Origin of the sequence: Paraburkholderia phymatum (assembly GCF_038900715.1) — a bacterium.
Taxonomy (GTDB): Bacteria; Pseudomonadota; Gammaproteobacteria; order Burkholderiales; family Burkholderiaceae; genus Paraburkholderia; species Paraburkholderia phymatum_A.
The window spans coordinates 143,023-167,160 of record NZ_JAYMRZ010000007.1 but is presented as its reverse complement, the minus strand read 5'-3'; the positions used below and the strand labels follow the sequence as shown (position 1 = coordinate 167,160).

Below are 24,138 nucleotides of genomic sequence, written 5' to 3'. Positions count from 1 at the left end.
GTTGGCGTGAAGCCGACATGGGGGTTGCCCTGGCATCCGGTGGCATAGGGCGTGTGCCGGGCAGGCCGTTTGACATCGCATCACGATACTTTCGAGGCGCGACTGACACCCATGGCCACGACGCGATCACGACCGCTGCGTGCATTCGCCGATCACATCAGGCAAAACGAAGCCGTGCTCACCGAACGCTGGATGAACGCGGTGTTCACCGACGTCGAGCTGACGGAGTCCGATCGCCTGACTTACCAGCAGTTGTCGGACCAGATCCCCGACATGCTCGCGAGCATTTGCAGCGCGCTCGAAGCGCAGGATCTCGGCGAAGTCGAGCCGGAGATCGAGCGCAAGGCGAAGCTGCACGGCAAATTGCGCTGGAAACAGGGCTATCGGATCGACGAGCTCGTGCGCGAACTCGATCTGTTTCGCCAGGTGCTGATGGGCTCCGTCGTTCAGTACGCGGAATCGCATCCCATCTTCAGCCGGCGCTACGAAGAGCGCGCGCGCTATTTCATCGACGAGGCAGTGAGCTTCGTCACGCTCACGTCGATCCGCGAAGTCGTGACCGAGCGCGATCGCAAGATCGACGAATACACGGGGCGGCTCGAACGCGCGAATCACGAACTGGTGCTCAAGCAGCGGCTCGTCGGCCAGCTGTACGAGTCGCGCATGCAGATCACGCGCAGCGTCGTGCACGACCTGCGCAATTTCCTCAACGTGTTTGCGATGGCGCTGCAACTGGTCTCGCGCGCGCCGTCGAAAACGGAGGCGGCGCTCGCGCTCGCGAACCGGCAGGCCGCGGACATGAAAGTGCTCGTCGATGAACTGGTCGAGTACTCGGTCGTGCTCGGCGATACGACTCAACTGGTCATCGAGGACGTCGACCTGTGCGCACTGTTCGACGAACTCGTGGCGTCGTGCGATCCGGCCATTCGCGAGAAGGGGCTCAAGCTGAGCGCATCGATCGACGAGCAGCTGAAGTCCGTGCAGTCCAACCGGCTCAAGCTCAAGCAGATCGCGATCAACCTGCTGACGAACGCCGCGAAGTACACGAAAGTGGGCGAGGTCACGCTCGAACTGAGCGTGCGCGGCGCCGACACGTGGTGCATGCGGGTGTCGGATACGGGCGTGGGCATCGGCGCGTCGGATCGCGAGCGCGTGTTCAAGGAGTTCGAGCGCGCGAGCGACGCCGATGTGCCCGGCGCGGGACTGGGACTCGCGATCGTCAAGGAGCTGTGCCGCGTGCTCGACGGCGATCTGCGCTTCGATTCGCAGGAAGGCGTCGGGACGACCTTCGAGATCACGTTTCCATTGCTGCTGCGTCCGGGGGCGGCCTAGCTGATGCGCGGTGCGTGCATAGACGTTAAAAAGCCGGGCATTGCGTGTGCAATGCCCGGCTTTTCGTTTCGACCTGCGTGACAGGTGCGATCGGCTAAGGCGTCTAGCTGAAGAGCTTGATTGCCTGCAGCAACGTGTTCACCACGCCCCACGTCAGCGGAATCAGCACGTATAGCCAGAACACGGCGAGCAGCCCCTTGTTCGTCGGATGAGCGGTTTGCGTCGACATTGCGTTTCTCCGTTGTCTGGTTTCAGTTGCCGGCCGCGAGCTGCGCTTCCGTCATGTGATGCCTCTCGTTCACGTGCTTGACGAGGAGGTTGCAGATGAAGCCGATCACGAGCAGCACGGTCATGATGTGGACCGTCATCGTGTACGCATCTGCCTTCGCGACGCCATTCGCCACTTGATACGCGCGGATGTAGTTGACGAGCACGGGGCCCGCGACGCCAGCCGCCGCCCACGCCGTCAGCAGACGTCCGTGAATGCCGCCGACGAACGCCGTGCCGAACATGTCCGCGAGATACGCGGGCACCGTCGAGAAGCCGCCGCCGTACATCGACAGGATCACGCAGTAGCACAGCACGAAGAGGGCGATGTTGCCCGTCGATGCGAACGTCGGCACGAGCCAGTACAGCACGGCGCCCAGCGCGAAGAAGATGTAGTAGGTGTTCTTGCGGCCCACGTAATCCGATGCCGATGCCCACACGAAACGGCCGCCCATGTTGAAGAGCGACAGCAGGCCGACGAAGCCCGCGGCGGCGGCGGCGCTCACCGTGTTCTTGAAGCTCTCCTGGATCATCACCGACGCCTGGCCCAGAATGCCGATGCCCGCCGTCACGTTCAGGAACAGCACCAGCCAGATCAGATAGAACTGCGGCGTCTTCAGCGCCTGATCGATGTGCACGTGATTGCGCGTGATCATCTTCCGCTTCGTCTCGACGGGCGGGGTCCAGCCGGCCGGCTTCCAGTCGGCGGGCGGAATGCGGATCGCGAGCGCGCCGATCGACATCGAGATGAAGTACGCGATGCCGAGCACGACGAACGTTTCGGCCACGCCGACGCTCGTTGCGCTCTTGAAGTGGTTCATCAGCGCGACGGAGAGCGGGGCGGCGATCATCGCGCCGCCGCCGAAGCCCATGATCGCCATGCCCGTCGCCATGCCGCGGCGGTCGGGGAACCAGCGGATCAGCGTCGACACGGGCGACACGTAGCCAAGCCCCAGGCCAATCCCGCCGATCACGCCATAGCCGAGATAGAGCAGCACGATCTGGTGCGTCCACACGCCGATCGCCGACACGATGAAGCCGCCGCCGAAGCAGCACGCGGCCGTGAACATCGTGCGGCGCGGGCCCACTTTTTCGAGCCACTTGCCCGCGAAAGCCGCCGACAGGCCGAGAAACACGATCGCGAGCGAGAAGATCCAGCCGAGCGTGGTCAGCGACCAGTCATCGGGCGCGGACTGGCTGATGCCGATCACCTTGGTCAGCGGTCCGTTGAACACGGAGAACGCATAGGCCTGGCCGATGCACAGGTGCACGGCGAGGGCGGCAGGCGGCACCATCCAGCGGGAAAAGCCGGGTTGGGCGATCGTTGCCTGCTTTGAAAAGAAGGACGGCGAGCGGGCGTTGCCGCCCGGCTCAGTAATGCTGCTCATGGTCGGTCTCCGATCAGGCTGAACGTACGTAGTTATCGGTTGCAATTGCCGAAACTGGAGCGGTGCCCGTTCAAACGGATATGCTGGCCTGCAACATATTTGACAATGCGCCGCTTGTCAGGCGAGTTCGGCAATTGGCGAGACGATAGGCGGGCCGATGCGGCTTGGCAATATGAGAATTGAATGCATATAGAAATCGCTGGCGGCGTTGTGCGAAGCGGGATGCAGCGATTGAAAGCGGCATGAGGCCACAGGCGACAGCCTGACGCACCGGTTGCGTGCATCGGCCTTGCGGAAGATGAGGCGGCGACATGATTCTTGCTGCGATTGCACATGAAAGGCGAGGGCGCGTGGTTTTTCAAAGCGTCGTCGCGTGGCCGTTTTTATTTGAAGTACGCCTCCACAGGTACAGTTTGCCGATCTCGCGCGAAGCACAGTATTCGTCCCAAGCTTTATCCCATTTGGGTTTGCAGTTGCCATGCTACGTTTGGACTGTTGCGGCTTCTGAACAACAGTATTTGGTATATCACATACAAGATACTTGATTTTTGTCGCGACGCAGCATATAATTGAGTCATCCAATCACTCAATGACCGGAGCAACACATGGATTTCGTCTCGCTCGCTTTCTTTGCCGTCGCTGTCGTGGGCCTGGGTTCGGCCGCAACCGTCCTGCTGACTCGCTGGGTGCCGCAGCATGTGGCCGAGCTCGCGTCGAAGCACGGCCGTTATGTCGGTCTCGAGGCCGCTACCGTTCGCGAAGCCACGCCGTACCGTGCGCGCGTCGAAGCGGCGATGAACGCGGTCGGCTCGTCGAACTAAGCTGTGGCTACACCTGCACTGAACCTGCCCCTGGCGTTGCAGCCCATCGGCCACAACGCCAGCCTCCGCGATCAGGCCTACGCGATGTTGCGTCAGGCCATCGCGGATGCGGACATTTACGCGTCGCGCGAAGAGATCCGTCTCGACGAGCGCGTGCTGAGCGAGACGCTAGGCGTGAGCCGCACGCCCGTGCGCGAGGCGATGACGCTGCTGGAGCAGGAAGGTTTTCTGCGGATGGTGCCGCGCCGCGGCATCTACATCGTGCGCAAGAGCAAGCGCGAGATCGTCGAGATGATCCAGATGTGGGCCGCGCTTGAAAGCATGGCCGCGCGTCTCGCGACACTGCATGCGACGGACGAAGAGATCGCGCGGCTGCGTCACATGTTCGACCAGTTCCGCGATTCGACGCCCGCCGAACATATCGCCGAGTACTCGAATGCGAACATCGCGTTCCATCAGGCGATCGTCGAGCTGTCGAAGTCGCAGATCATTCTGGACACGATCAAGAACATCTTCATTCACGTGCGCGCGATTCGCAGGCTGACGATTTCGCAGAGCGACCGCGCGTCGCGCTCGATCGTCGATCATCTGCGCATTATCGAAGCACTCGAAAAACGCGACACCGAACTTGCTGAGCGCCTGGTGCGCGACCACTCGCTGGGGCTCGCGGCGTTTGTCGAAGCGAATTGCGATTTTCTCGACTGAGCTGAGCGCGGGTGAAATGCGTTGAGCCGGAAGGCCAGCGGACCTGAGAGTCCGCTGGCCTTTTTTCATGGCACGGCGCGTACTGTCAGCGCATCGCGTGCAGCATCGTCTCGCCGAGCGCCGCCGGCGATTGCGCGACATGAATCCCCGCCGAGCGCATCGCGTCGATCTTCGCGCCCGCCGTTCCCCTGCCGCCCGAAATGATCGCGCCCGCGTGACCCATTCGCCGTCCGGGCGGCGCGCTCGTTCCGGCGATGAATCCCACCACCGGCTTGCTCGTGCGCGCGTCCTTGAGGAATTGCGCCGCGTCTTCCTCGGCCGAGCCGCCGATTTCGCCGATCATGATGATGCCTTCCGTGTCGTCGTCGGCGAGAAACATTTCCAGGCAGTCGATGAAGTTCGTCCCGTTGACGGGGTCGCCGCCGATGCCGATGCACGTCGTCTGGCCGAGGCCCGCCGCCGTGGTCTGCGCGACGGCTTCATACGTCAGCGTGCCCGAGCGCGACACGACGCCGATCTTGCCCGGACGGTGAATGTGCCCCGGCATGATGCCGATCTTGCATTGCCCCGGCGTGATGACGCCCGGGCAGTTCGGCCCGATCAGGCGCGTCGCCGAGCCGGCCAGCGCGCGCTTGACGCGCACCATGTCGATGACGGGAATGCCCTCGGTGATGCAGACAACCAGCGGAATTTCCGCATCGACGGCTTCGAGAATCGCGTCGGCGGCCATCGGCGGCGGCACGTAGATCACGGACGCGTTCGCGCCCGTCGCATCGACGGCATCGGCGACGGTATCGAAGACGGGCAGTCCCAGATGCGTCGCACCGCCTTTGCCGGGCGTCACGCCGCCCACCATCTGCGTGCCGTAGGCGAGCGCCTGCTCGGAGTGAAACGTGCCTTGCGATCCCGTGAAGCCCTGGCAGATCAGCTTGGTATTGCGATCGATCAGAACGGCCATGTCAGTTCGCCTCCGATGTTGCAGCCACTTTGGCCTTGTTGTTGACTGCCGCGACGACCTTGCTGGCCGCATCGGCGAGATGATCGGCGGAGACGATGGGCAGTCCCGAATCGCGCAGAATCTGCTTGCCGAGTTCGACGTTCGTGCCTTCGAGCCGCACGACGAGCGGCACGCGCAAGTCCACTTCGCGCGCGGCGCTCACGACGCCTTCCGCAATCACGTCGCAGCGCATGATGCCGCCGAAGATGTTGACCAGAATCCCTTCGACTTTCGGATCGCGCAGGATCAGCCGGAATGCGGTCGCGACGCGCTCCTTGGTCGCGCCGCCGCCGACGTCCAGAAAGTTCGCCGGCTCGCCGCCATAGAGCTTGATGATGTCCATCGTCGCCATCGCGAGACCCGCGCCGTTCACCATGCAGCCGATGTTGCCGTCGAGCGTCACGTAGTTCAGGCCGTGCTTCGCGGCTTCGAGCTCGGCGGCGTCCTCTTCGGCTTCGTCGCGCAGCGCCTCGATCGCGGGATGGCGGAAGAGGGCGTTGTCGTCGAAGTTGATCTTCGCGTCGAGCGCGATCACGTCGCCTTGCTGCGTGACGACGAGCGGATTGATCTCGACGATCGACGCATCCAGTTCGACGAATGCGCGATACGCATTCGCGATGAACTGCGTCGCCGACTTGATCTGCTTGCCCGTCAGCCCGAGGCCGAACGCGATCTGGCGCGCGTGAAACGGCTGCAGGCCCGTCGCGGGATCGATCGCGACCTTGAGGATTTTCTCCGGCGTGCGCGCGGCCACTTCTTCGATCTCCATGCCGCCTTCCGTCGACGCCATCACCGTGATGCGCGACGTGCTGCGATCGATCAGCATGCCCAGATACAGCTCGCGTTCGATCGCGCAGCCTTCCTCGACATAGACGCGCTTCACTTCGCGGCCCGCCGGCCCCGTCTGCTTCGTGACGAGCACATGCGACAGCATCTGCGAAGCGTGCAGGCCGACATCGCCGACCGTCCTGACGACGCGCACGCCGCCCTTGCCGTCCGGATCGCTCGCGAAGCGGCCCGCGCCGCGCCCGCCGGCGTGAATCTGCGACTTGACGACCCACACCGCGCCGCCGAGCGCAAGCGCCGCGTCTTCCGCCTCCTGCGGCGTGAACGCGACGCGCCCGTTCGGCACGGCGACACCGTAGTCCCTCAGCAGTTCTTTCGCCTGATATTCGTGAATGTTCACCTGTCTCCTCGCTGGTTGAATTCGGCGCCTGACGGCGCAAAAGTGGGCGGTCGGCTCAGGGTTGAAATATGGTATGTGATATATCATAGATTCTCAAGCGGGCAAACTGATCGGGGTTTTCCCTTTATGAAACGTGCGCCGTTTTCGTCGTTCGCTCCGTAAGCCTTGTTTTTAAAGGCTTACAGCGTGTCTTCGGGATTATCCTTACGCGGCTGAAAGCGCTTGCGGCGTTTTGATATATCACATACCGTATTGAGCACGGACGAACAAAACCGGCCTTACAAGAGATAGTCAGGCGAATTGCTCGGAGGGGACGACATGGGCAAAGCACTCGACGGTGTGCGCATTCTCGATTTCACGCATGTGCAGTCGGGGCCGACGTGCACGCAGCTGCTGGCGTGGTTCGGCGCGGATGTGATCAAGGTGGAGCGTGCGGGCGCGGGCGACATCACGCGCGAGCAGCTGCGCGATGTGCCGGGCGCCGACAGCCTGTACTTCACGATGCTCAACCACAACAAGCGCTCGGTGACGATCGACACGAAGAATCCCGAAGGCAAGCTCGTGCTCGAAGCGCTGATCCAGAAGTGCGACGTGCTGGTGGAGAACTTCGCGCCGGGCGCGCTCGATCGCATGGGCTTCACGTGGGAGCGCATCCAGGAACTCAATCCGCGGATGATCGTCGCGTCGGTGAAGGGCTTCGGTCCGGGGCCGTACGAGGACTGCAAGGTCTACGAGAACGTCGCGCAGTGCGTGGGCGGCGCGGCGTCGACCACCGGCTTCGACGACGGCCCGCCCGTGGTGACGGGCGCGCAGATCGGCGACAGCGGCACGGGCCTGCATCTGGCGCTGGGCATCGTCACGGCGCTCTATCAGCGCACGATGACGGGCCGTGGCCAGAAGGTGCTCGCGGCGATGCAGGACGGCGTGCTGAACCTGTGCCGCGTGAAGCTGCGCGACCAGCAGCGTCTGGAGCGCACGGGCGTGATGAAGGAGTACCCGCAGTATCCGAACGGCACGTTCGGCGAGGCGGTGCCGCGCGCGGGCAATGCATCGGGCGGCGGCCAGCCGGGCTGGATTCTCAAGTGCAAGGGCTGGGAGCACGATCCGAACGCGTACATCTACTTCATTACCCAGGCGCCGGTGTGGGTAAAGATCTGCAACGTGATCGGCAGGGAAGAGTGGGCGACGCATCCGGACTATGCGACGCCGGACGCGCGCCTGCCGCGCCTGAAGGAAATCTTCGCGGAAGTCGAACGCTGGACGATGACGAAGACCAAGTTCGAGGCGATGGAAGTCCTCAACGAGCATGACATCCCGTGCGGCCCGATCCTGTCGATGAAAGAGATCGCCGAAGACGAGTCGCTGCGCAAGACGGGCACGGTCGTTGAAGTCGATCACCCGGTGCGCGGCAAGTATCTGACCGTGGGCAACCCGATCAAGCTGTCCGACAGCCCGACGGACGTCAAACGTTCACCCTTGCTCGGCGAGCACACGGACGAAGTGATGGCCGAGCTCGGCTATTCACGCGAGCAGATCGACGCGCTCAGAACGGCTGGTGCCATTTGAGCCAGGCCGTCCGAGCGGTTCGACAGGGTGACGGAACCAACGTCCGCGAATGTAACGAGCAGCAAAGAGCGCGGCAACGAGCGGCAACGAGCGGCAAAGAACGAGGAGATGACATGCCGGATTGTGCGAGCTTCATCGCGTGGTCGGGGCTGGAGCGCCTGGAACTGTATGTGTTCGCATTCTCGGGCGGGTTGCTCTTCGCGATAGCCGCGATGATGCTCGCCAACCGGATGATGCATGGCAGGCGAAGCATGCGGCAAGGCGCGGCGGGCGACAAGCTCGTCGATATGCTAGCGCTCGGATTGTGTATCTGGCTTGGTTACGCTTTTGTCAGCGAGCCTGCGCAGATGCCGGGAATCGCGGCGCTGTTTGCCGTCAGCCTGCTGGCCGCGGCGCTCGGCGCACACGTGATGCTGACGACGCACGAGCATCACGCGCGCACGCCCGCGCATTGCGGCTTCTCATCGCGGCGCGGCACGTCGTTGCGCTTCGCGTGGGACGGCGATCCTTCGCACGTGCAGCCCGCAGACGATTTCACGCAACGCTGGACCTGGGCGAGCAATCCGCGCCGCACGCAGGCGCGCTGCGCGTCGTCGGCGCGAAACATGCATCTGACGCACGCGGTGGTGCGCGTGCGCAGCCGGCAGCGCTACAAGGCGACGCGTCACTGACGAAAACACATGACGTCCGCCGCTTCGCCGAGTCGTGCAGAAAGCGTGCAACTTGCGAAGCGCGGACGTCAAAGAGAGTCACGATGAACTGCAACCCTGCGTCATTGAACGACGGACTCGCGATAGAACCGGTTCTTCCGGTCGAAGATCAGTTGCGCGAGAAAGTCGGCGTCGTACGCATTGAGCAGATGCGAATGAAAACGCTCGATGTACGCGGTGATGCGCGCAAGTTCATTGCTGACATCGTCGAAGAAATCCAGCGTGGCCTGGCTCCAGCGAAAGCGCAGGCCGAGTTCGCTGAACGCGGCGTTATAGGCGCTCAGCAGCGCTTCATTGTGCGGATCGGCAGGCTGATTCATTGCAATGCTCCCAGGCAGTCGAGTGATAAGAATCGACACAAGCATAGGAGCCGCAACGAATCCGCAATAGTTAAAGTTTTATTGGCAATCCATAGCGGCTCATTTATGGACCGCCAATTGATTCACACGCGTGATCTGTTCAATGAGATTCGCGCCTTCTTCCATCAGAAAGCGCTTGAACGCGACGGCAACGGGCGGCAGCCGCTTGTTCTTGCGATGCACGACATACCAGTTGAGCATCACCGGAAAGCCTTCGACGTCGAGCACAACGAGATGCCCGACCTGCAATTCGAGGCTGATCGTATGCGCGGACAGGAACGCGATGCCCATGCCCGCGATCACGGCCTGCTTGATCGTCTCCGTGCTCTTGATCTCCATCGCGATCTTGAGGTTCGTCAGACGTCCCGCAAAGCCTTCTTCCATCGAATTCCACGTATCCGAACCGCGCTCGCGCACGACGAATGCTTCGCTGGCAAGCTGGCTCATCTTGATGTTGCGCTTGCTGGCAAGGGGATGCGTCGGCGCGGCCACGATCACATACGGATGCGGCGCAAACGCTTCGTTGATCGCATCCAGTTCTTGCGGCGGACGCACCATCACCGCGAGATCGGTCTGGTTGGTCTGCAGTTGATGCAGCAGTTCTTCACGGTTGTGTACCGCAAGATTCAGTTCGACACCCGCATAGCGGCGCGTGAATTCCGCGAGCAGACGCGGGAAGAAGTAGTCGCCCGCGCTGATCACGGCGACGTTCAGCTTGCCTCCCGATACGCCCTTCAGCTGGCCCATCGCTTCATCGACTTCATGAAACTGCTGAATGATTGCGCGGCTGTAGTGAAGCATTTCGGTGCCCGCCGGCGTGAGGTAGATCTTCTTGCCGAGCTGTTCGAAAAGCGGCAAGCCGGCGTGCTCCTCGAGTTGCCTGACCTGGGTGGAAACGGCGGGCTGCGTGAGGTGCAGCTCTTCCGCCGCGCGGGAGAAGCTGAGATGCCGCGCCACCGTTTCGAATACTTTCAGCTGGCGCAGGGTCGCGTTACGCATTGTCATGGCAGATGTATAAGCGAAGATGAATCTTCATGGTAACAAACTTTAATTATCAGTAATTCAGCAATGACCCTAGCATGGATTCTGTAATGGATGATTCGAAGCTCAAACATCGGGTTAACGCCTAGAAACAAGGCCCGAAGCGACAAAGACAGGTATCAACGACCGGCTTCCCTCTAAAAGATCACATAAAGGAAGTGGTAAAGCGATTTAAAGGTTTTGATAGAAGAAGTACTGGAATTTGCATCAGGAAATACCCGAAACCGTTTTGGTCGGGACACAACTATAAGGCGGCATGGATAGAGACCGGCGCTTTAGCCGGTTGCCCTAAATAGATAGCGGAGACAGGCACATGAACAGCATTTCGCAGCAAGCTCCGGTTGCGTTTTGGCGCAACCGCTGGTGGCAACTGGCATTCGGCATTTTGTGCATGGCGCTCGTCGCCAACCTGCAATACGCATGGACGTTGTTCGTCGCACCGATGAGCGCAAAGCATCATTGGGGACGTGCCGAAGTTCAGCTCGCGTTCTCGATCTTCATTCTCACTGAAACATGGCTCGTGCCCATCGAAGGGTGGCTCGTCGACCGCTTCGGTCCGCGTCCCGTCGTGGCAGGCGGCGCGCTCTGCGCGGGCCTTGCATGGGTGCTGAATTCGTTCGCGACGTCGCTGCCGGAGCTGTACTTTGCGTCCGTCGTCGCCGGCATTGGCGCGGGCGGCGTGTACGGCACGTGCGTCGGCAATGCGCTCAAGTGGTTCCCGGACAAGCGCGGCCTCGCTGCGGGTCTGACGGCAGCCGGCTTCGGCGCGGGCGCGGCCGTCACGGTGATTCCCATCGCGAACATGATCACGGCCAAGGGCTACGAACAGACGTTCCTGTTCTTCGGCATCCTGCAAGGCGTGTGCATCTTCGTGCTCGCGATGCTGCTGCGCAAGCCCGACACTGCGAAGGCGCCGCCTGCGAAGCGCAAGTTCGCCGTGACCAAGGCCGATTACACGCCGGGTCAGATGATCAAGGCGCCCGTGTTCTGGGTGATCTATCTGTGTTTCGTCGCGGTTGCGGCGGGCGGCCTGATGGCGACCGCTCAGCTCGGTCCGATCGCGAAAGACTGGGGCCTCGCGAAGCTGCCGATGACGCTCTTCGGCGCCACGCTGCCGCTGCTCACGATGACGTTGTCGATCGACAACATCTGCAACGGCTTCACGCGTCCGCTGTGCGGCTTCATCTCCGACAAGATCGGCCGCGAGAACACGATGTTCGCGATCTTCATCGGCGAGGGTCTCGCGCTGCTCGGCCTGATGGAATACGGCCAGAACCCGTATGCGTTCATGACGTTCGCGGCGCTGATCTTCCTGTTCTGGGGCGAGATCTTCTCGATCTTCCCGGCGATCTGCGCGGATACGTTCGGCAGCAAGTACGCTGCGGCCAATGCCGGTACGCTCTACACGGCGAAGGGCACCGCGTCGCTGATCGTGCCGATCGCATCGGTGCTCGCGGCGACGGGCGGCTGGAACCTGGTGTTCATCGTATCGGCGGTGGTGACAATCGCGGCGGGCGTGTCGGCGAAATTCATCCTCGCACCGATGCGCGCGCGCTGGATCGCTTCATCGAACGAAACGTCGCGCGAACTCGAGCCTGAACTCGCGGCAAACGGACCGGGCCTGCGTCACTGGCCGGAACAGACGGGCGAATAACGTCCGGATCACTCCCTCTCTGGCGACTTGAACACATGAACGTATCGTTGCAGCAATTGAAGGTGTTCGTCGCCGTCGCGCGTCAGCGGAGCTTCACCCGCGCGGCGCGCGAGTTCGACCTGACACAATCGGCCGTGAGCCGGTGCGTGCGCGAACTCGAAGACGCGATCGCTCTGCGTCTCTTCGATCGCACGACGCGTCAGGTCGAGCTGACGACAGCGGGCTCGCGCCTCGAACGGCGCATCGCCCGTCTGATCGAAGAGATCGAGCTGACGCTGCGCGAAGAGCGCGCCGCGCACGAGGAGCACACGGGGATCGTGGTCGTCGCGTGCGATCCCGTGCTGTCGTCGGGCTGGTTGCCCGAGCGGCTCGCGCGCTGCGCTTCGGCCTTTCCCGATCTGATCGTCACTGCGAAGGAACAGCCTCAACATGCGGTGCTCGCCGCCATCGAGCAGGGCGAAGTCGATTTCGGCGTGCTGTGCGATGCGAACATCTCGGGCGCCGACGTCTTTCACGCACAACCGCTCGTCTCGTCGCCGCTGTGCGCGGTGCTGCCGCGCGCGCATCCGCTCGCATGCGGCGCCGCGCTGCGCTGGGAGGCGTTGCGCAATACAGAGCACGTCATGCAGCTCGTCACGCTCAACGCCGAGGCGGGCACGCGCAACGCGACGGAGCGCGCGCTCAACACGCATCGCATCGACACGCAGCGCGCGAACCAGTGCGGGCATGTGGCGGCTGCGCTGCGCATGGTCGAGCTGGGCCTCGGCGTCGGCGTGCTGCCCATCGACGCGCACGCGGCGACGCTGCCCGTCTCGCTCGTCGCGCGTCCGCTCGTGCCGGAAGTGTCGGTGACGACGATGCTCGTGCGCCGGCGCAATCGCTCGCTGCGTCCGAACGCCGACGCGGTGTGGTCGCTCTTTGCCGGCGCAGATTCGCCGACAACGAACGCCACGGCGCGCGCGAATCCACGCGTGAACACGCATGCAAGCCCAGGCGCAATATCTGCAACTCACACAACAATACAAGGAGCAACGGACGAACCGATACCGCTCGTCCCTGATGGCGAGGCGCTGATGAGAGCGTCGTAGTCGAAGGGAGGGGCGGTTCAGCCGACGGTTCGCGAATAGGCCATATCGCTAATCGCAAGGAGTACGAGATGGACACTGAAACCGACCTCAGACGCCATGACCTTCTCATTGATGGAAAACGGCTGCCACCCGGCACCGGCGAATATTCGACGAGTATCAACCCCGCGACGGAAGAGCCGATAGCGCTCGTCGCGCAAGGCAGCGCGCAGGACGTCGACACGGCCGTGAAGGCCGCGCGCGCCGCGCTCAAGATATGGAACGGCATGCGCGCCGCAGAGCGCGGCCGCATCCTGATGCGCTTCTCCGAACTCCTGCGCGAGCATGCGGACGAACTCGTCGCGCTCGAAAGCCTCGACGCGGGCAAACCGCTCGCGGCCGTCAAACGCCAGGACGTGCCCGCCGCAATCGACACGCTCGCGTACTACGCGGGCTGGTGCGACAAGATCAACGGACAGGTCGTGCCCGTGCGCCCCGACGCGCTGACGTACACGGTGCGCGAGCCCGTCGGCGTGGTCGGCGCAATCGTGCCGTGGAATTTCCCGCTGATGATCGGCATGTGGAAGATCGCGCCCGCGCTCGCGTGCGGCTGCACGATGATCGTGAAGCCCGCCGAAATCACGCCGCTGTCCGCGCTGCGCGTCGGCGAGCTTGCGCTCGAGGCGGGCGTGCCGCCCGGCGTGCTGAACATCGTGACGGGCAAGGGGCGCGTGGTCGGCGATGCGATCGTCGCGCATCCCGGCATCGACAAGGTGACGTTCACGGGCTCGCCATCGGTGGGGCGCGGCATTCTGCAAGGCGCGGCGGGCAACTTCAAGCGCGTGACGCTGGAGTTGGGCGGAAAGTCGGCGAACGTGATTTTCGCCGACGCGAATATCGACAACGCCGTGCGCGCGGCGGCATCCGGCGTCTTCTTCAACACGGGCCAGGTGTGCTCGGCGGGCTCGCGCATTCTCGCGCATCGCGACATCTACGACGACGTGGTCGAGCGGCTCGCGGCGCGCGCGCAGGCGATCAAGGTCGGCGATCCCGCCGAACGCGAGACGACGATGGGCCCGCTCGTGTCCGCTGCGCAGATGAAGACCGTGCTCGATTACGTCGACATCGGCAGGAACGAAGGCGCGTCGATCGTGACGGGCGGCGCGCGGATCGGGCAAAAAGGCTTCTTCGTCGAGCCGACGGTGTTCGCGAACGTCGAGCACGAAATGCGCATTTCGCAGGAGGAAATCTTCGGGCCTGTCGCGAGCGTCGTTCCGTTCGACGACGAAGAGGACGCCGTGCGCATCGCGAACGGCACCGCGTATAGCCTCGCGGCGGGCGTCTGGAGCGCGGATATCGGCCGCGTGCATCGGGTTGCGCATGCGCTGAAGGCGGGCACCGTGTGGATCAACACCTACGGCTATACGGACGTGCGCCTGCCGTGGGGCGGCGCCGGCGATTCGGGCTTCGGCCGCGAGCACGGCGATGTCGCGATCGAGAACTTCACGGAACCGAAGGCGATCTGGCTCGCGATCGAGCATTGACGTATCGACGTATCCACGCATCGACAGGGACGACGCTGCAAATGAAAAAGGACCGGGCGCACTATGCCCGGTCCTCCGCGTGCATCACGCCACATGCAGCTGATTCACTCTCCCTGTAGCGCCATCTTCTCGCGCAGCTTGATGAGCGCGAGCACGATATCGATCGCGGGCGTCTCTTCGCCGACGAGCCGGCCCATCTCCTGCACGACCGTCAAGAGCGGATCGATTTCCATCGGCCGGCGATGTTCGAGATCGACGAGCGTCGAGGTCTTGTGCGCGCCGACAGCGCCCGCGCCGTCGATGCGCTTCTCCACGTCGACGCGAGAATGCACGCCGAAATGATCGGCGATCCGCTTCGCTTCGAGCATCATCGTGCGCGAGACGGCGCGCGTGCCGGGGTCGCTCGTCAGCACGTCGAGCGTCGCGTGCGTGAGCGCGCTGATCGGGTTGAAGCACAGATTGCCCCACAGCTTCAGCCAGATTTCATCGCGGATGTTGTCGCGGATCGGCGCCTCGAAACCGGCCGCCTGCATCACGTCGTGAAACTGCTGGATGCGCGGCGTGCGTTCGCCATCCGGCTCGCCGATCGGGAATTTCTTGCCGTACACATGCTTGATGACACCCGGCTCGACGATTTCGGCGGCGGGATACAGCACGCAGCCGATCGCGCGCTCGGGGCCGAGCTTCGCCCATTGCGAGCCGTCGGGGTCGATGCTCGCGAGGCGCGTGCCCTCGAACCTGCCGCCGTGCTTGTAGAAATACCAGTAGGGGATGCCGTTGGTGCCCGTGACGATGGCCGTGTGCTTGCCGAGCAGCGGCTGCATCGAATCGACGACGCCCGGCAGCGAATGCGCCTTCAGCGTGACGATGACGATGTCCTGCACGCCGAGTTCGTTCGGGTCGGACGTGCAGCGCACGCGCGCCGACACCTCTTCGCCGTCGATGATGAGGCGCGCGCCGTGTTCGCGCATCGCCGCCAGATGCGGGCCACGCGCGATAAAGCCGACGTCCGCGCCCGCGCGCGCAAGCTGCACGCCCATCAAACCGCCGATCGCACCCGCGCCGAAGATACAGATCTTCATGGTTGTCGCCTCCTGACATTGGAATCGTTTTGCGCGCGCGTGCATGCGGGCGCCGCTTCCTGCCGGAAGTGCACGGCGAGCGTCCATAGGCTGCGCGGTGATGGCCTCAGCATACGGGCGCGCAACGATCAGCGGCAGTTAAAGTTTCTCTCCAACAGCATTCGCGATCGCTTATGGCCTTGCTTCGGCTGCTTTCTCCACAACGCAAAAAGCAGGCCATAAATTCACACCGTTCGCGTCACGCCGAGCGCCGCACCAGCAAAAAGCTCACGCCGATCGCGCCGAGAAACATCCCGCAGCAGCGGTTGAACCAGCGGCGCACTTTGGCACGCGTCAGCCACTTGCCGAGATGCATGCCCGCCCACGAATAAAGCGCGATCGCGAACCATTCGAGCACGAGGAAGCTCCCGCCGAGCACGGCGAACTGCGGCAGCATCGGCTTTGCGATATCGACGAATTGCGGCAGGAACGCGGTGAACACGAGAATCGCCTTCGGATTGCCCGCGGCCACGAAGCATTCCTGGCGCGCGATGCGCCACAGCGACGCGTCGTCCTGCTTGAGCGCGTCCATCGGGCCGGCGTCGCTGCGCCACAGCTGGATCGCGAGCCAGATCAGGTAGGCGGCGCCCGTCAGCTTGATCGCAAGGAAGAACAGCTCGGACGCGTGCAGCACGACGGCGAGGCCCGTCGCGGCCAGCACGATCATGCCCGCGAACGCGACGAGGCGCCCGCAGCCGGCGACGAACGCGGTCATGAAACCATGCCGCGCCGCGACGTTGATCGACAGAAGATTGTTGGGGCCCGGCGCCATGTTGATCGCGAAGCACGCGGGGAGAAAAAACAGCCAGGCGGTAAGAGACATGACGGCACGCTCGCGACGGGCCGCCGCGCTGCGCCCATCGGCATGGTGCGGCGCGGCAGCGAAATCAGGAAAGGAATGTTCGATTGTAGCGAAATGCCGGCGCGGCGCCGCCGTTAACGCAACGCCGACGTAGAGGGGAGGGCGCTTACTGGACCGGCTGCAGCGCGTCGCGAAACAACGGGTCTCTGACGAGCGCATCGACGCTGAGCTTCACGATGTCGTCGAGCGCGAAGGCGGGATTGGTGAACTTCTGCCGGTACATATGGACTGTCGTCGTCTTCACGTAGACGGTTTCTTTCGTCGATGCGTTGGTGACGCAGTAGCGCACGGCGATCGTCCAGATGGCGGGCGAGCGCACATCGTCCACGGACAGGGCTTCGATTCCGCCGCTCAGCACCAGCCTGTCGTGCGTTGTCACGGTGATACCCGACTTGCGCCACGCGGCGGCGACGGCCTCGCGCACAGTCGTTTCGACGCCTTTCTTCAGCAGGACGGCTGTGGTCGCCGTGTTGGCAATGCGGTCGGGCGTGATGCGGCCGCCGCGCGCGGGCATATACGGGAACTCGCGCGCGGCGGCGATGACGAGTGCGTTGTCGGCGTGCGTGACTTGCGACGAAGGCGCGCGAGGGACGAAGAATGAGCAGGCGGCCGTGAGGAGCGCGAAGCAGGCAATGCCGGATCGTTTGAGCAATAGCGGGTTCACGTCGATGACGCAGCAAGCGTGACGCTGCGGGAAGAAGTCGAAAGGCGACGAGTTTGTCGCCGGGGTGCATCGAAGGAAATGAGACCCGTCCTAAATTTGGACGTCGGTTATAGCATTAGGACCGTTTCCACAATGCTCAGATATTCAGCGATACTCATCGATTTTCTTTCGCCATCCCGTTTGCCGATTTCGGCGCTCGTCCGCAGGCGAAGCCCGGCGGATGGCTGACTCCGCACACGCACACTTCCATATGGAACGTCCAATGCTCGATACAACCGCGCTCAAATCGATGAAGCCTCTTTTCATGACCCCATGCTATGGCGGCAACGTCGCGGCGAACTTTGCGAACAGTCTGCTCGCGCTGAACAACGGCTTATGGCAAACGGGCATGCAGGGTGCGGTGCGAATCCGGTCGGGCGAGAGCCTGATCACCCGTGCGCGCAACGAGGCGGTCGCCGAGTTCCTGCTCGATCCGGGCTTCACGCACCTGTTCTGGATCGACGCGGACATTGGTTTTTCTATCGATCAGGTGTTCCGCCTGTTGCTTGCCGATCGCGATGTCGTGGCGGGCGTCTATCCGCTCAAGCGCTTCGACTGGCCAGCCGAGCTGCCCACGGGTCTCACGCAGCAAGGTTTTGCCGCGCGGTATCTGCGCTACCCGGTGAACGCGCACGAGGGCGTTTCATCCGAAGTCGATGACGACGGTTTTCTCGAAGTCAGCGAAGCGCCGACGGGTTTCATGTGCATCCGGCGCAACGTCATCGAGACGATGATCGCGCGCCTGCCCGAACTCAGCTATGTGCCGGACGGCCCGCCGGATTCGCCGTTTCGCAACCTGTGCTACCGCTTCTTCGACGTGATGGTCGAGCCGTCGACGCGACGCTACCTGTCGGAGGACTATGCGTTCTGCCGTCGCTGGCGCGACATCGGCGGGCGCGTATTCGTCGATACGCAATCGAAGCTGTCGCATCAGGGCATCTACACGTATCACGGCGACTTCGGCGCGTCGCTCGCCGCCAGTCCACATACGGCTGTCGGCGGCGCGTAGACTTGCGCGCCCGTGCGCCGCGAGATTTAATACAGTCCAGCGATGGACGTTTACGATCTGGCGGGGCAGCCGGTATCGACGGGAAGCCGCAGCGAGCGGAAACCAGCGGCACATGCCGGCCGCGCGCCGGCGCGTCGAACCAAACCGCACGAAACCGCACGAAACCGGACATAAACCGAACGTAAGTGAACGCATCAGAACAGAGCACAGCGCCGCTCGCCGCTGCTGTGCGGCGCAACAAGGAACGAGCGAACCACGGAGCGATTCACGCCAGCCCGAAGCGATCAAAAGTCACGATGCATCGTCGCAGCAAGCCGTTGCCGTGCGGCCTGATGCAGGCTGATTCACAAGAACGGAGAAAAGCATGAAGGCGAGCACCATCGCGGAACGGGAAGCCAGCGGGCGCGCGGCCCGCGAGCACGCAAAGCGCTCCAGCCACCGCGCGATCGGCCATATGCACCGCAATCCGATCGATCTGCTGCGTCAAAGCAGCGAAGGCCGCGTCGAGCGGCTCGTGCCGCTGCGCTATGGCCGCATGACGGTGTCGCCGTTCGCGTTCTTTCGTGGCAGCGCAATCGTGCAGGCGCACGACCTCAGCATGACGCCGCATACGACACTCACGCTGCCTGTCTGTGGCGATGCGCATCTGCTGAACTTCGGCGGCTTCGCGACGCCCGAGCGCCAGCTGATCTTCGATCTGAACGACTTCGACGAGGTGTCCGCCGCGCCTTTCGAATGGGACCTGAAGCGGCTTGCGGCGAGCTTCGTCGTCGCGGCGCGGCACATGCGGTTCAGCCGTGGCGCGGCCTATGACCTCGTGATGACGGCCGTCAACCAGTACCGCGACCGCATCGCGCAGTACGCGCAAAGCGGCGCGCTGGAACTGTGGTACGAGCGCATTACGTTCGATCGCATGGTGGACATGGCCGTGAACGCGGAGAATCGCCGGCTCATCCGGCGCGCGATGGAAAGGGCGAGCGGCCGCACGCACGAAAGCATGCTCGAAAAGATGGCGGAGCGCGACGGCGAGCGCTACGTGATCCGCGACGCGCCGCCCAGTCTCTTTCACGTGCACGGTTCGAACACGCTGTTCGATTCCGCGGACGACTGGTTCACGCTCGGCGACTGGCGCAAGCTGATTCACGGCATGTACGAAAACTACCTGAAGACGCTCTCCGACGACCGGCGCGAACTGCTCGGCAACTTCGCGCTGCACGATCTCGTGTTCAAGGTGGTGGGCGTCGGCAGCGTGGGCACGCGCTGCCTCGTGCTGCTCACGGGCGATCCGCACGGCAAGCCGCTGTTCCTGCAAGTCAAGGAGGCGCGGCGCTCGGTGATCGCGCAGCATTTCAAGCCGGGCTCGCGCAAGTCCGAGCCCAGGCATGAAGGCGAGCGCATCGTGCAGGGGCAGCGGATGCTGCAGGCGGCAAGCGATATTTTTCTGGGCTGGTCGACGGGGCCGACGGGCGGGCACTTTTACGTGCGTCAACTGCGCGACATGAAGCTGACGCCGAACGTCGACCTGCTCGATGCCGACCAGATGAACGGCTACGCGCGTCTGTGCGGCTGGGCGCTGGCGCGCGCGCACGCGAAGGCGAGCGGCAAGGCGATCGAGATCGGCGCGTATATTGGCCGCAGCGATCAGTTCGCGGAAGCGCTCGCCGAGTACGCGTCGGCGTATGCGGACCAGGCCGAGCGTGACTATGACGTGTTCATGAAGGCGTGCCGAAGCGGCGAGATCGAGGCGCGCACCGACGACGATATGTCCGCGGATTTCCGCATCTGATCGCCGCGTCAGGCGCTGTTCGCGCCGTGAGGCGAGCCATGTTGCGGTCGCGCCGCGATGGCGGCGCGCGCTACGCGGCATCGCGGCCCGATCCGTGTAATCCGCGTAATGCACGCGATGCCGTCATACAGAAGTGCAGGGCAGTCTGGCAGTATCGAGCAGTAGCAGTGCACCGTGGTGCCCACTTTCATCGGAGGTTCGCATGCTTTCTCTCATCGGTACGATAGTCGTCGGCTTGATCGTCGGTTTGATTGCGCGCGCGCTCAAGCCGGGCGACGACAGCATGGGTCTCATCATGACGATCATCATCGGCATTGCCGGCTCGCTGCTGGCGGGCTATGTCGGGCGCGCGCTCGGGTGGTATCAGCCTGGGCAGGCGGCGGGCTGGATCGCGTCGATCATCGGCGCGATCGTGCTGCTCGTGATCTACCATCTCGTCCGGCGCCGCGCCGCGTAGGGGCCGCTGCACAGGCGCCGCCGCATGGGCGCTCAGCCTGGCGCGATGCGGTGCGCGCCGCGCCGGGTCCGACACGCAAACATTCGCAAACACACGCAAGCCCACGCGAGGACACGCCGCGTGACGGCCCGCGTCACGCGCGCTCGTCGCGTAGTCACGCGACGCCACGCCTCACGCGCGCGCGTCGGCGGTCACGCGCCGCGCGCCTCGCGCAGCGTCACGAAACGCAAGCCGCGCGCGCGGACCGTTTCGATCAGGCGCGGCAGCACGTCCAGCACGACGGGCTCGCCCGACGCGTCGAGTGCCGCCGTCGCATCGTGCACGAGCAGGATGTCGCGTGCCGCGAGCCCGTCGACGAGCCGCTCCATCACGCGCTGCGGATTGCGCTCGCGGGTATCGAAGCCGCGGCGCGTCCACGCGGCGAGCCGCAAGTCGAGCTTTTGCAGCACTGGCTCGAGAAACACGTTGCGCAGGCCGGCGGGTGCGCGGAAGAACATCGGGCGCTCGCCCGTCAGCGATTCGAGCGTGCGCTGCGCGGCGTCGATTTCCCGCGTCAACCCGCGCGGCAGCGTGACCGAGAACGTATGCACGTGAACCTGCGAGTGGTTTTCGACGGCATGTCCGCGCGCGACGATCTCGCGCATCAGCGCCGGATGACGCTGCGCACGCGCGCCGATGCAGAAGAACGTCGCGCGCACGCCGTGCGCGTCGAGCAGGTCGAGCACCATGGGCGTGACGACGGGATCGGGGCCGTCGTCGATCGTGAGCGCGACGGCGTCCGCGTTGCGCGGCGTGTCGGGCAGGCGCGTCCAGTTGGCGCCGAGCAGCGACGAGCGCGGCCATAGCCCGATCGTCACGACGACCAGATGGCTCGCGAAGATGCCCGCGACCCACCAGGGCCAGGCGGACGGCGCGACTATCCAGCCGGCGAACATCAGCACATGCCACGCGATCGTGGCGTTGAACATCGGCGGATTGCCGGTGCGCGGCCAGCGGCGGACGGACTCTGCCGACCCGGCGGCGTGCGGCAGTGGCGGATTCGGTTGATTCATGAGGCGTTGCGCCTGCCGGCCTTTCGTTTCGCGAGGCCGACAGGCATCTCGTGATGCACGTCAAACGCGAACGATACCATTCGCGCGTGTCCTGTCATGATTTGGCGGGCCGTCGAAAGACAGTATGCTTGACCCCTTTCCACTCATCCGCTGACCTCCATCCCGCGCCATGCGTCTGCGCCACATCGAAGTCTTCCACGCCATCATGCGCACCGGCTCGCTGTCGAAGGCGGCCGAATTGCTGTGCGTTTCGCAGCCCGCCGTGAGCAAGGTGCTCGCGCATGCGGAGCGCAGCGCCGGCCTGACGCTCTTCAACCGCGTGCACGGCCGCCTGCAGCCGACGCGCGAAGCCGAACTGCTGTTCTCCGAAACGCAGAAGCTGCAGACGAGCCTCGACAGCATCCGCGATCTCGCGCGCAATCTGGCGCTGCAACCGGAAGGGCATCTGCGCATCGGCTGTCTGCCAAGTCTCGGCTTGAGCCTGATTCCGTCGACCGTCGAAGCGTTTCGGGCCGCGTATCCGCGCGTGTCGCTGAAGATCCAGACGCGGCACACGGAAGAGCTGCTGAACGCGCTGCTCACGCGCGATCTCGATCTCGCCGTCGCGCTGAATCCGCCGGCGCGGCCGGGCATCGCGTCAGTCGAGCTGGGGCGCACGCCCGTCGTATGCGTCGGCCCGCGCGACGACAACCCGGCAGCCGGGCCGCTGACACTGCAAACGTTCGTCGAAGGCGACTGGATCAGCATCGGCAACGTCGATCCGCTCGGCGAGCTGATCGGCAATGCGCTGCATGCGCTCGGCCTCCACGGGCATGTGCCGACCGTCGAGGCGCACACGTGGCACGTCGCGCGTGCGCTGGCCGCGCGCGGCATCGGCTATGCGCTGCTCGACGAACTGACCGCGAAGAGCGGCGCAGAAGCCGTGACCGTGCGACCGATCGCGCCGCCGTTGTCGGTCGGCGTGTACGCGCTGTGGCGCGACGGCGGCATCGCCTCGCAGGCGGGCAACGCATTCGTCGACGTGCTGCGCGCGCGCTTCGCGTAGGCGCGCCTAACTGACGCGATACCCTCTTACGCGACGTGAGGCGCTCCCGCAACGACTTAACCTCAGGTTATGCAACCGCGCTTTCCGTCATTTGATGCGGCAATTTCGGCGCGCGACACTCGCCTGCAATGAAAACGCAAGGGTAGTGAGCATTCATGCATGTGTGTGTCCTCGGAGCGGGCGTCGTCGGTCTGACGACGGCCTGGAGTCTGGCCCGCGACGGCCACGACGTGACGATCGTCGAAGCGCGCGACGGCGCGGCGCTCGAAGCGAGCTTCGCCAACGGCGGGCAATTGAGCTACAGCTATGTCGCGCCGCTCGCCGATCCCGCCGTGCTGCCGAAGCTGCCCGCGTGGCTCCTGAAGCGCGACTCGGCGCTGCGTTTCATTCCGCGTTTCGACGTCGATCAATGGCGCTGGTGTGTCGCGTTCCTGCTCGCGTGCCGAAGCCATCGCGCGCGGCAGACGGCGCTCGAACTGCTGAGCCTCGGCGCGCTCAGCAAGGCTGCGCTGCATGAGATCGTCGGGAGCGAGCCGCTCGTGTCCGGCTCGTTCGACTACGTGCGCAACGGCAAGCTCGTTGTCTATCGCGATGCGCACGAGTTCGAACGCGCGCGGCACAAGATGGAACTGCTCGTCGAGGCGGGCTCCGATCAGCGCGCGCTCGACGCGCGCCAATGCGCGGCGCTCGAACCGGCGCTCGCGCAAGCGCAGCCGCTGCTCGCGGGCGGCATCCATACGCCGTCGGAAGAGGCGGGCGACTGTCAGCGCTTCACCTCGGCGCTCGCGGATGTACTGCAACGGCGCAACGGCGTGACGATCCGCTACGAGACGCGCGTGCGAGAACTCGTGAGCGACGGCTCGCGCATCGTCGCGGCGCGGACGGACGACGGCGATATCGAAGCGGACGCATTCGTCGTCGCGCTCGGACTCGGCAGCGTGCCGTTGCTCGGCGCGCTCGGCGTGCGTCTGCCCGTCTATCCGCTGACGGGCTACAGCCTCACGATTCATGATGCCGATCCGCGCAACACGCCGGGCGTCAGCGTGACGGACCTGCATCGCAAGGTGGTGTATGCGCCGCTGGGCGGGCGTTTGCGGATTGCGGGCATGGTCGAGATCGCAGGCCTGAAGGACGCGCAGCGAGCGGGGCGCATTGCGCTGCTGAAACGCCACGCGCAGGAGATCTTTCCCGCTGCCGGCGATTATGCGAGCGCGCAGACCTGGTGCGGCCACCGTCCCGCGACGCCCGATTCGAAACCGTTGATCGGCAGGACGCCGTATCGCAACTTGTGGCTCAATACGGGCCACGGCGCGCTGGGCTTCACGCTCGCATGCGGCAGCGCTCGCGTGATCGCCGATGCGATCGCGGGACGCGAGCCATCCATCGACATTGCGGCCTATGCATACGACCGCTGAACCCGTTGCATCAACAACCGCCACATAACGACAGTCACATAACAACCGCTACAC

At 64.1% G+C, this 24,138-nt stretch carries 23 protein-coding genes; 13 read left to right on the top strand and 10 right to left on the bottom strand.

Annotated features, from left to right (window positions below):
- The first annotated feature begins 111 nt into the window (after positions 1-111).
- A complete protein-coding gene (locus VSR68_RS15440; RefSeq protein WP_342940677.1) occupies positions 112-1,332 on the top strand; it encodes a sensor histidine kinase in 1,221 nt (406 codons plus the stop codon).
- A 103-nt stretch (positions 1,333-1,435) separates the two neighbouring features.
- Here the strand turns inward: VSR68_RS15440 and VSR68_RS15435 are convergent, their stop codons facing one another.
- Positions 1,436-1,561, bottom strand: coding sequence for an MFS transporter small subunit (locus tag VSR68_RS15435; protein WP_087739906.1), 126 nt, complete (start codon positions 1,559-1,561; stop codon positions 1,436-1,438).
- A gap of 22 nt (positions 1,562-1,583) precedes the next feature.
- Positions 1,584-2,987 (bottom strand): L-lactate MFS transporter, encoded by a 1,404-nt coding sequence (locus VSR68_RS15430; protein ID WP_342940676.1) that lies wholly within the window; start codon positions 2,985-2,987, stop codon positions 1,584-1,586.
- A gap of 605 nt (positions 2,988-3,592) precedes the next feature.
- Between VSR68_RS15430 and VSR68_RS15425 the strand changes: the two genes are divergently transcribed.
- Together VSR68_RS15425 and VSR68_RS15420 are read left to right on the top strand one after the other, a co-directional pair.
- On the top strand, positions 3,593-3,808 hold the full coding sequence (locus VSR68_RS15425) for a hypothetical protein (protein WP_342940675.1): 216 nt from the start codon (positions 3,593-3,595) through the stop codon (positions 3,806-3,808).
- 3 nt (positions 3,809-3,811) lie between these two features.
- Positions 3,812-4,513 (top strand): GntR family transcriptional regulator, encoded by a 702-nt coding sequence (locus VSR68_RS15420; RefSeq protein ID WP_428983513.1) that lies wholly within the window; start codon positions 3,812-3,814, stop codon positions 4,511-4,513.
- An 85-nt stretch (positions 4,514-4,598) separates the two neighbouring features.
- On the opposite strand, the gene sucD is transcribed toward VSR68_RS15420, so the two are convergent.
- Both sucD and sucC read right to left on the bottom strand, forming a co-directional pair.
- A complete protein-coding gene (gene sucD, locus VSR68_RS15415; RefSeq protein ID WP_342940674.1) occupies positions 4,599-5,471 on the bottom strand; it encodes a succinate--CoA ligase subunit alpha in 873 nt (290 codons plus the stop codon).
- A gap of 1 nt (position 5,472) precedes the next feature.
- Positions 5,473-6,696: an ADP-forming succinate--CoA ligase subunit beta gene (gene sucC / locus VSR68_RS15410; protein WP_342940673.1), complete on the bottom strand. Its 1,224-nt coding sequence runs from the start codon at positions 6,694-6,696 to the stop codon at positions 5,473-5,475.
- 318 nt (positions 6,697-7,014) lie between these two features.
- Here sucC and frc point away from each other — a divergent pair, with 318 nt between their 5' ends.
- Positions 7,015-8,262 (top strand): formyl-CoA transferase, encoded by a 1,248-nt coding sequence (frc, locus tag VSR68_RS15405; RefSeq protein WP_342940672.1) that lies wholly within the window; start codon positions 7,015-7,017, stop codon positions 8,260-8,262.
- A gap of 113 nt (positions 8,263-8,375) precedes the next feature.
- Entirely contained in the window at positions 8,376-8,933 is a 558-nt protein-coding gene (locus VSR68_RS15400; RefSeq protein ID WP_342940671.1) for an NADP transhydrogenase subunit beta, read from the top strand.
- Positions 8,934-9,034: 101 nt separating this feature from the next.
- Here VSR68_RS15400 and VSR68_RS15395 read toward each other — a convergent pair whose 3' ends face one another.
- Both VSR68_RS15395 and VSR68_RS15390 read right to left on the bottom strand, forming a co-directional pair.
- Entirely contained in the window at positions 9,035-9,292 is a 258-nt protein-coding gene (locus VSR68_RS15395) for a hypothetical protein (protein ID WP_342940670.1), read from the bottom strand.
- Between the two features lie 99 nt (positions 9,293-9,391).
- Complete coding sequence (locus VSR68_RS15390) at positions 9,392-10,336, bottom strand: LysR family transcriptional regulator (RefSeq protein WP_342940669.1); 945 nt, start codon at positions 10,334-10,336, stop codon at positions 9,392-9,394.
- Between the two features lie 349 nt (positions 10,337-10,685).
- Here VSR68_RS15390 and oxlT point away from each other — a divergent pair, with 349 nt between their 5' ends.
- The 3 genes from oxlT to VSR68_RS15375 all read left to right on the top strand — a co-directional run bounded on the left by oxlT (position 10,686) and on the right by VSR68_RS15375 (position 14,634).
- Positions 10,686-12,026, top strand: coding sequence for an oxalate/formate MFS antiporter (oxlT, locus tag VSR68_RS15385; RefSeq protein WP_342940668.1), 1,341 nt, complete (start codon positions 10,686-10,688; stop codon positions 12,024-12,026).
- A 35-nt stretch (positions 12,027-12,061) separates the two neighbouring features.
- Positions 12,062-13,114: a LysR family transcriptional regulator gene (locus VSR68_RS15380; protein ID WP_342940667.1), complete on the top strand. Its 1,053-nt coding sequence runs from the start codon at positions 12,062-12,064 to the stop codon at positions 13,112-13,114.
- A 68-nt stretch (positions 13,115-13,182) separates the two neighbouring features.
- Complete coding sequence (locus tag VSR68_RS15375; RefSeq protein WP_342940666.1) at positions 13,183-14,634, top strand: aldehyde dehydrogenase family protein; 1,452 nt, start codon at positions 13,183-13,185, stop codon at positions 14,632-14,634.
- A gap of 104 nt (positions 14,635-14,738) precedes the next feature.
- On the opposite strand, the gene VSR68_RS15370 is transcribed toward VSR68_RS15375, so the two are convergent.
- The 3 genes from VSR68_RS15370 to VSR68_RS15360 all read right to left on the bottom strand — a co-directional run bounded on the left by VSR68_RS15370 (position 14,739) and on the right by VSR68_RS15360 (position 17,269).
- Entirely contained in the window at positions 14,739-15,716 is a 978-nt protein-coding gene (locus VSR68_RS15370; RefSeq protein WP_342940665.1) for a 2-dehydropantoate 2-reductase, read from the bottom strand.
- A 238-nt stretch (positions 15,717-15,954) separates the two neighbouring features.
- Positions 15,955-16,578 carry a LysE family translocator gene (locus VSR68_RS15365; protein WP_087737401.1) on the bottom strand — a complete coding sequence of 208 codons (624 nt, stop codon included), beginning with the start codon at positions 16,576-16,578 and terminating at the stop codon, positions 15,955-15,957.
- A 145-nt stretch (positions 16,579-16,723) separates the two neighbouring features.
- Complete coding sequence (locus tag VSR68_RS15360) at positions 16,724-17,269, bottom strand: hypothetical protein (RefSeq protein WP_342940664.1); 546 nt, start codon at positions 17,267-17,269, stop codon at positions 16,724-16,726.
- Positions 17,270-17,543: 274 nt separating this feature from the next.
- Between VSR68_RS15360 and VSR68_RS15355 the strand changes: the two genes are divergently transcribed.
- From VSR68_RS15355 to VSR68_RS15345, 3 genes are all read left to right on the top strand, one after another.
- Positions 17,544-18,329, top strand: coding sequence for a hypothetical protein (locus tag VSR68_RS15355; protein WP_342940663.1), 786 nt, complete (start codon positions 17,544-17,546; stop codon positions 18,327-18,329).
- Between the two features lie 364 nt (positions 18,330-18,693).
- On the top strand, positions 18,694-20,115 hold the full coding sequence (locus VSR68_RS15350; protein WP_342940662.1) for a DUF2252 domain-containing protein: 1,422 nt from the start codon (positions 18,694-18,696) through the stop codon (positions 20,113-20,115).
- A 202-nt stretch (positions 20,116-20,317) separates the two neighbouring features.
- Positions 20,318-20,572 carry a GlsB/YeaQ/YmgE family stress response membrane protein gene (locus VSR68_RS15345; protein WP_342932083.1) on the top strand — a complete coding sequence of 85 codons (255 nt, stop codon included), beginning with the start codon at positions 20,318-20,320 and terminating at the stop codon, positions 20,570-20,572.
- 191 nt (positions 20,573-20,763) lie between these two features.
- Here the strand turns inward: VSR68_RS15345 and VSR68_RS15340 are convergent, their stop codons facing one another.
- A complete protein-coding gene (locus VSR68_RS15340) occupies positions 20,764-21,624 on the bottom strand; it encodes a polysaccharide deacetylase family protein (RefSeq protein WP_342940661.1) in 861 nt (286 codons plus the stop codon).
- Between the two features lie 169 nt (positions 21,625-21,793).
- On the opposite strand from VSR68_RS15340, the gene VSR68_RS15335 reads away from it, so the two are divergent.
- Both VSR68_RS15335 and VSR68_RS15330 read left to right on the top strand, forming a co-directional pair.
- Positions 21,794-22,669 carry a LysR family transcriptional regulator gene (locus VSR68_RS15335; protein ID WP_342940660.1) on the top strand — a complete coding sequence of 292 codons (876 nt, stop codon included), beginning with the start codon at positions 21,794-21,796 and terminating at the stop codon, positions 22,667-22,669.
- Positions 22,670-22,824: 155 nt separating this feature from the next.
- Positions 22,825-24,084, top strand: a complete 1,260-nt coding sequence (locus VSR68_RS15330) for a D-amino acid dehydrogenase (RefSeq protein WP_342940659.1) — start codon at positions 22,825-22,827, stop codon at positions 24,082-24,084.
- Positions 24,085-24,138: the final 54 nt, after the last annotated feature.

Coding starts and splice junctions, on each gene's coding strand:
- VSR68_RS15335 (WP_342940660.1), top strand. CDS start 21,794: ATGCGTCTGCGCCACATCGAAGTCTTCCACGCCATCATGCGCACCGGC.
- sucD (WP_342940674.1), bottom strand. CDS start 5,471: ATGGCCGTTCTGATCGATCGCAATACCAAGCTGATCTGCCAGGGCTTC.
- VSR68_RS15395 (WP_342940670.1), bottom strand. CDS start 9,292: ATGAATCAGCCTGCCGATCCGCACAATGAAGCGCTGCTGAGCGCCTAT.
- VSR68_RS15430 (WP_342940676.1), bottom strand. CDS start 2,987: ATGAGCAGCATTACTGAGCCGGGCGGCAACGCCCGCTCGCCGTCCTTC.
- VSR68_RS15440 (WP_342940677.1), top strand. CDS start 112: ATGGCCACGACGCGATCACGACCGCTGCGTGCATTCGCCGATCACATC.
- VSR68_RS15340 (WP_342940661.1), bottom strand. CDS start 21,624: ATGAATCAACCGAATCCGCCACTGCCGCACGCCGCCGGGTCGGCAGAG.
- VSR68_RS15350 (WP_342940662.1), top strand. CDS start 18,694: ATGAAGGCGAGCACCATCGCGGAACGGGAAGCCAGCGGGCGCGCGGCC.
- VSR68_RS15345 (WP_342932083.1), top strand. CDS start 20,318: ATGCTTTCTCTCATCGGTACGATAGTCGTCGGCTTGATCGTCGGTTTG.
- oxlT (WP_342940668.1), top strand. CDS start 10,686: ATGAACAGCATTTCGCAGCAAGCTCCGGTTGCGTTTTGGCGCAACCGC.
- VSR68_RS15375 (WP_342940666.1), top strand. CDS start 13,183: ATGGACACTGAAACCGACCTCAGACGCCATGACCTTCTCATTGATGGA.
- VSR68_RS15355 (WP_342940663.1), top strand. CDS start 17,544: ATGCTCGATACAACCGCGCTCAAATCGATGAAGCCTCTTTTCATGACC.
- VSR68_RS15425 (WP_342940675.1), top strand. CDS start 3,593: ATGGATTTCGTCTCGCTCGCTTTCTTTGCCGTCGCTGTCGTGGGCCTG.
- VSR68_RS15400 (WP_342940671.1), top strand. CDS start 8,376: ATGCCGGATTGTGCGAGCTTCATCGCGTGGTCGGGGCTGGAGCGCCTG.
- VSR68_RS15390 (WP_342940669.1), bottom strand. CDS start 10,336: ATGACAATGCGTAACGCGACCCTGCGCCAGCTGAAAGTATTCGAAACG.
- VSR68_RS15365 (WP_087737401.1), bottom strand. CDS start 16,578: ATGTCTCTTACCGCCTGGCTGTTTTTTCTCCCCGCGTGCTTCGCGATC.
- VSR68_RS15330 (WP_342940659.1), top strand. CDS start 22,825: ATGCATGTGTGTGTCCTCGGAGCGGGCGTCGTCGGTCTGACGACGGCC.
- VSR68_RS15380 (WP_342940667.1), top strand. CDS start 12,062: ATGAACGTATCGTTGCAGCAATTGAAGGTGTTCGTCGCCGTCGCGCGT.
- frc (WP_342940672.1), top strand. CDS start 7,015: ATGGGCAAAGCACTCGACGGTGTGCGCATTCTCGATTTCACGCATGTG.
- VSR68_RS15435 (WP_087739906.1), bottom strand. CDS start 1,561: ATGTCGACGCAAACCGCTCATCCGACGAACAAGGGGCTGCTCGCCGTG.
- VSR68_RS15370 (WP_342940665.1), bottom strand. CDS start 15,716: ATGAAGATCTGTATCTTCGGCGCGGGTGCGATCGGCGGTTTGATGGGC.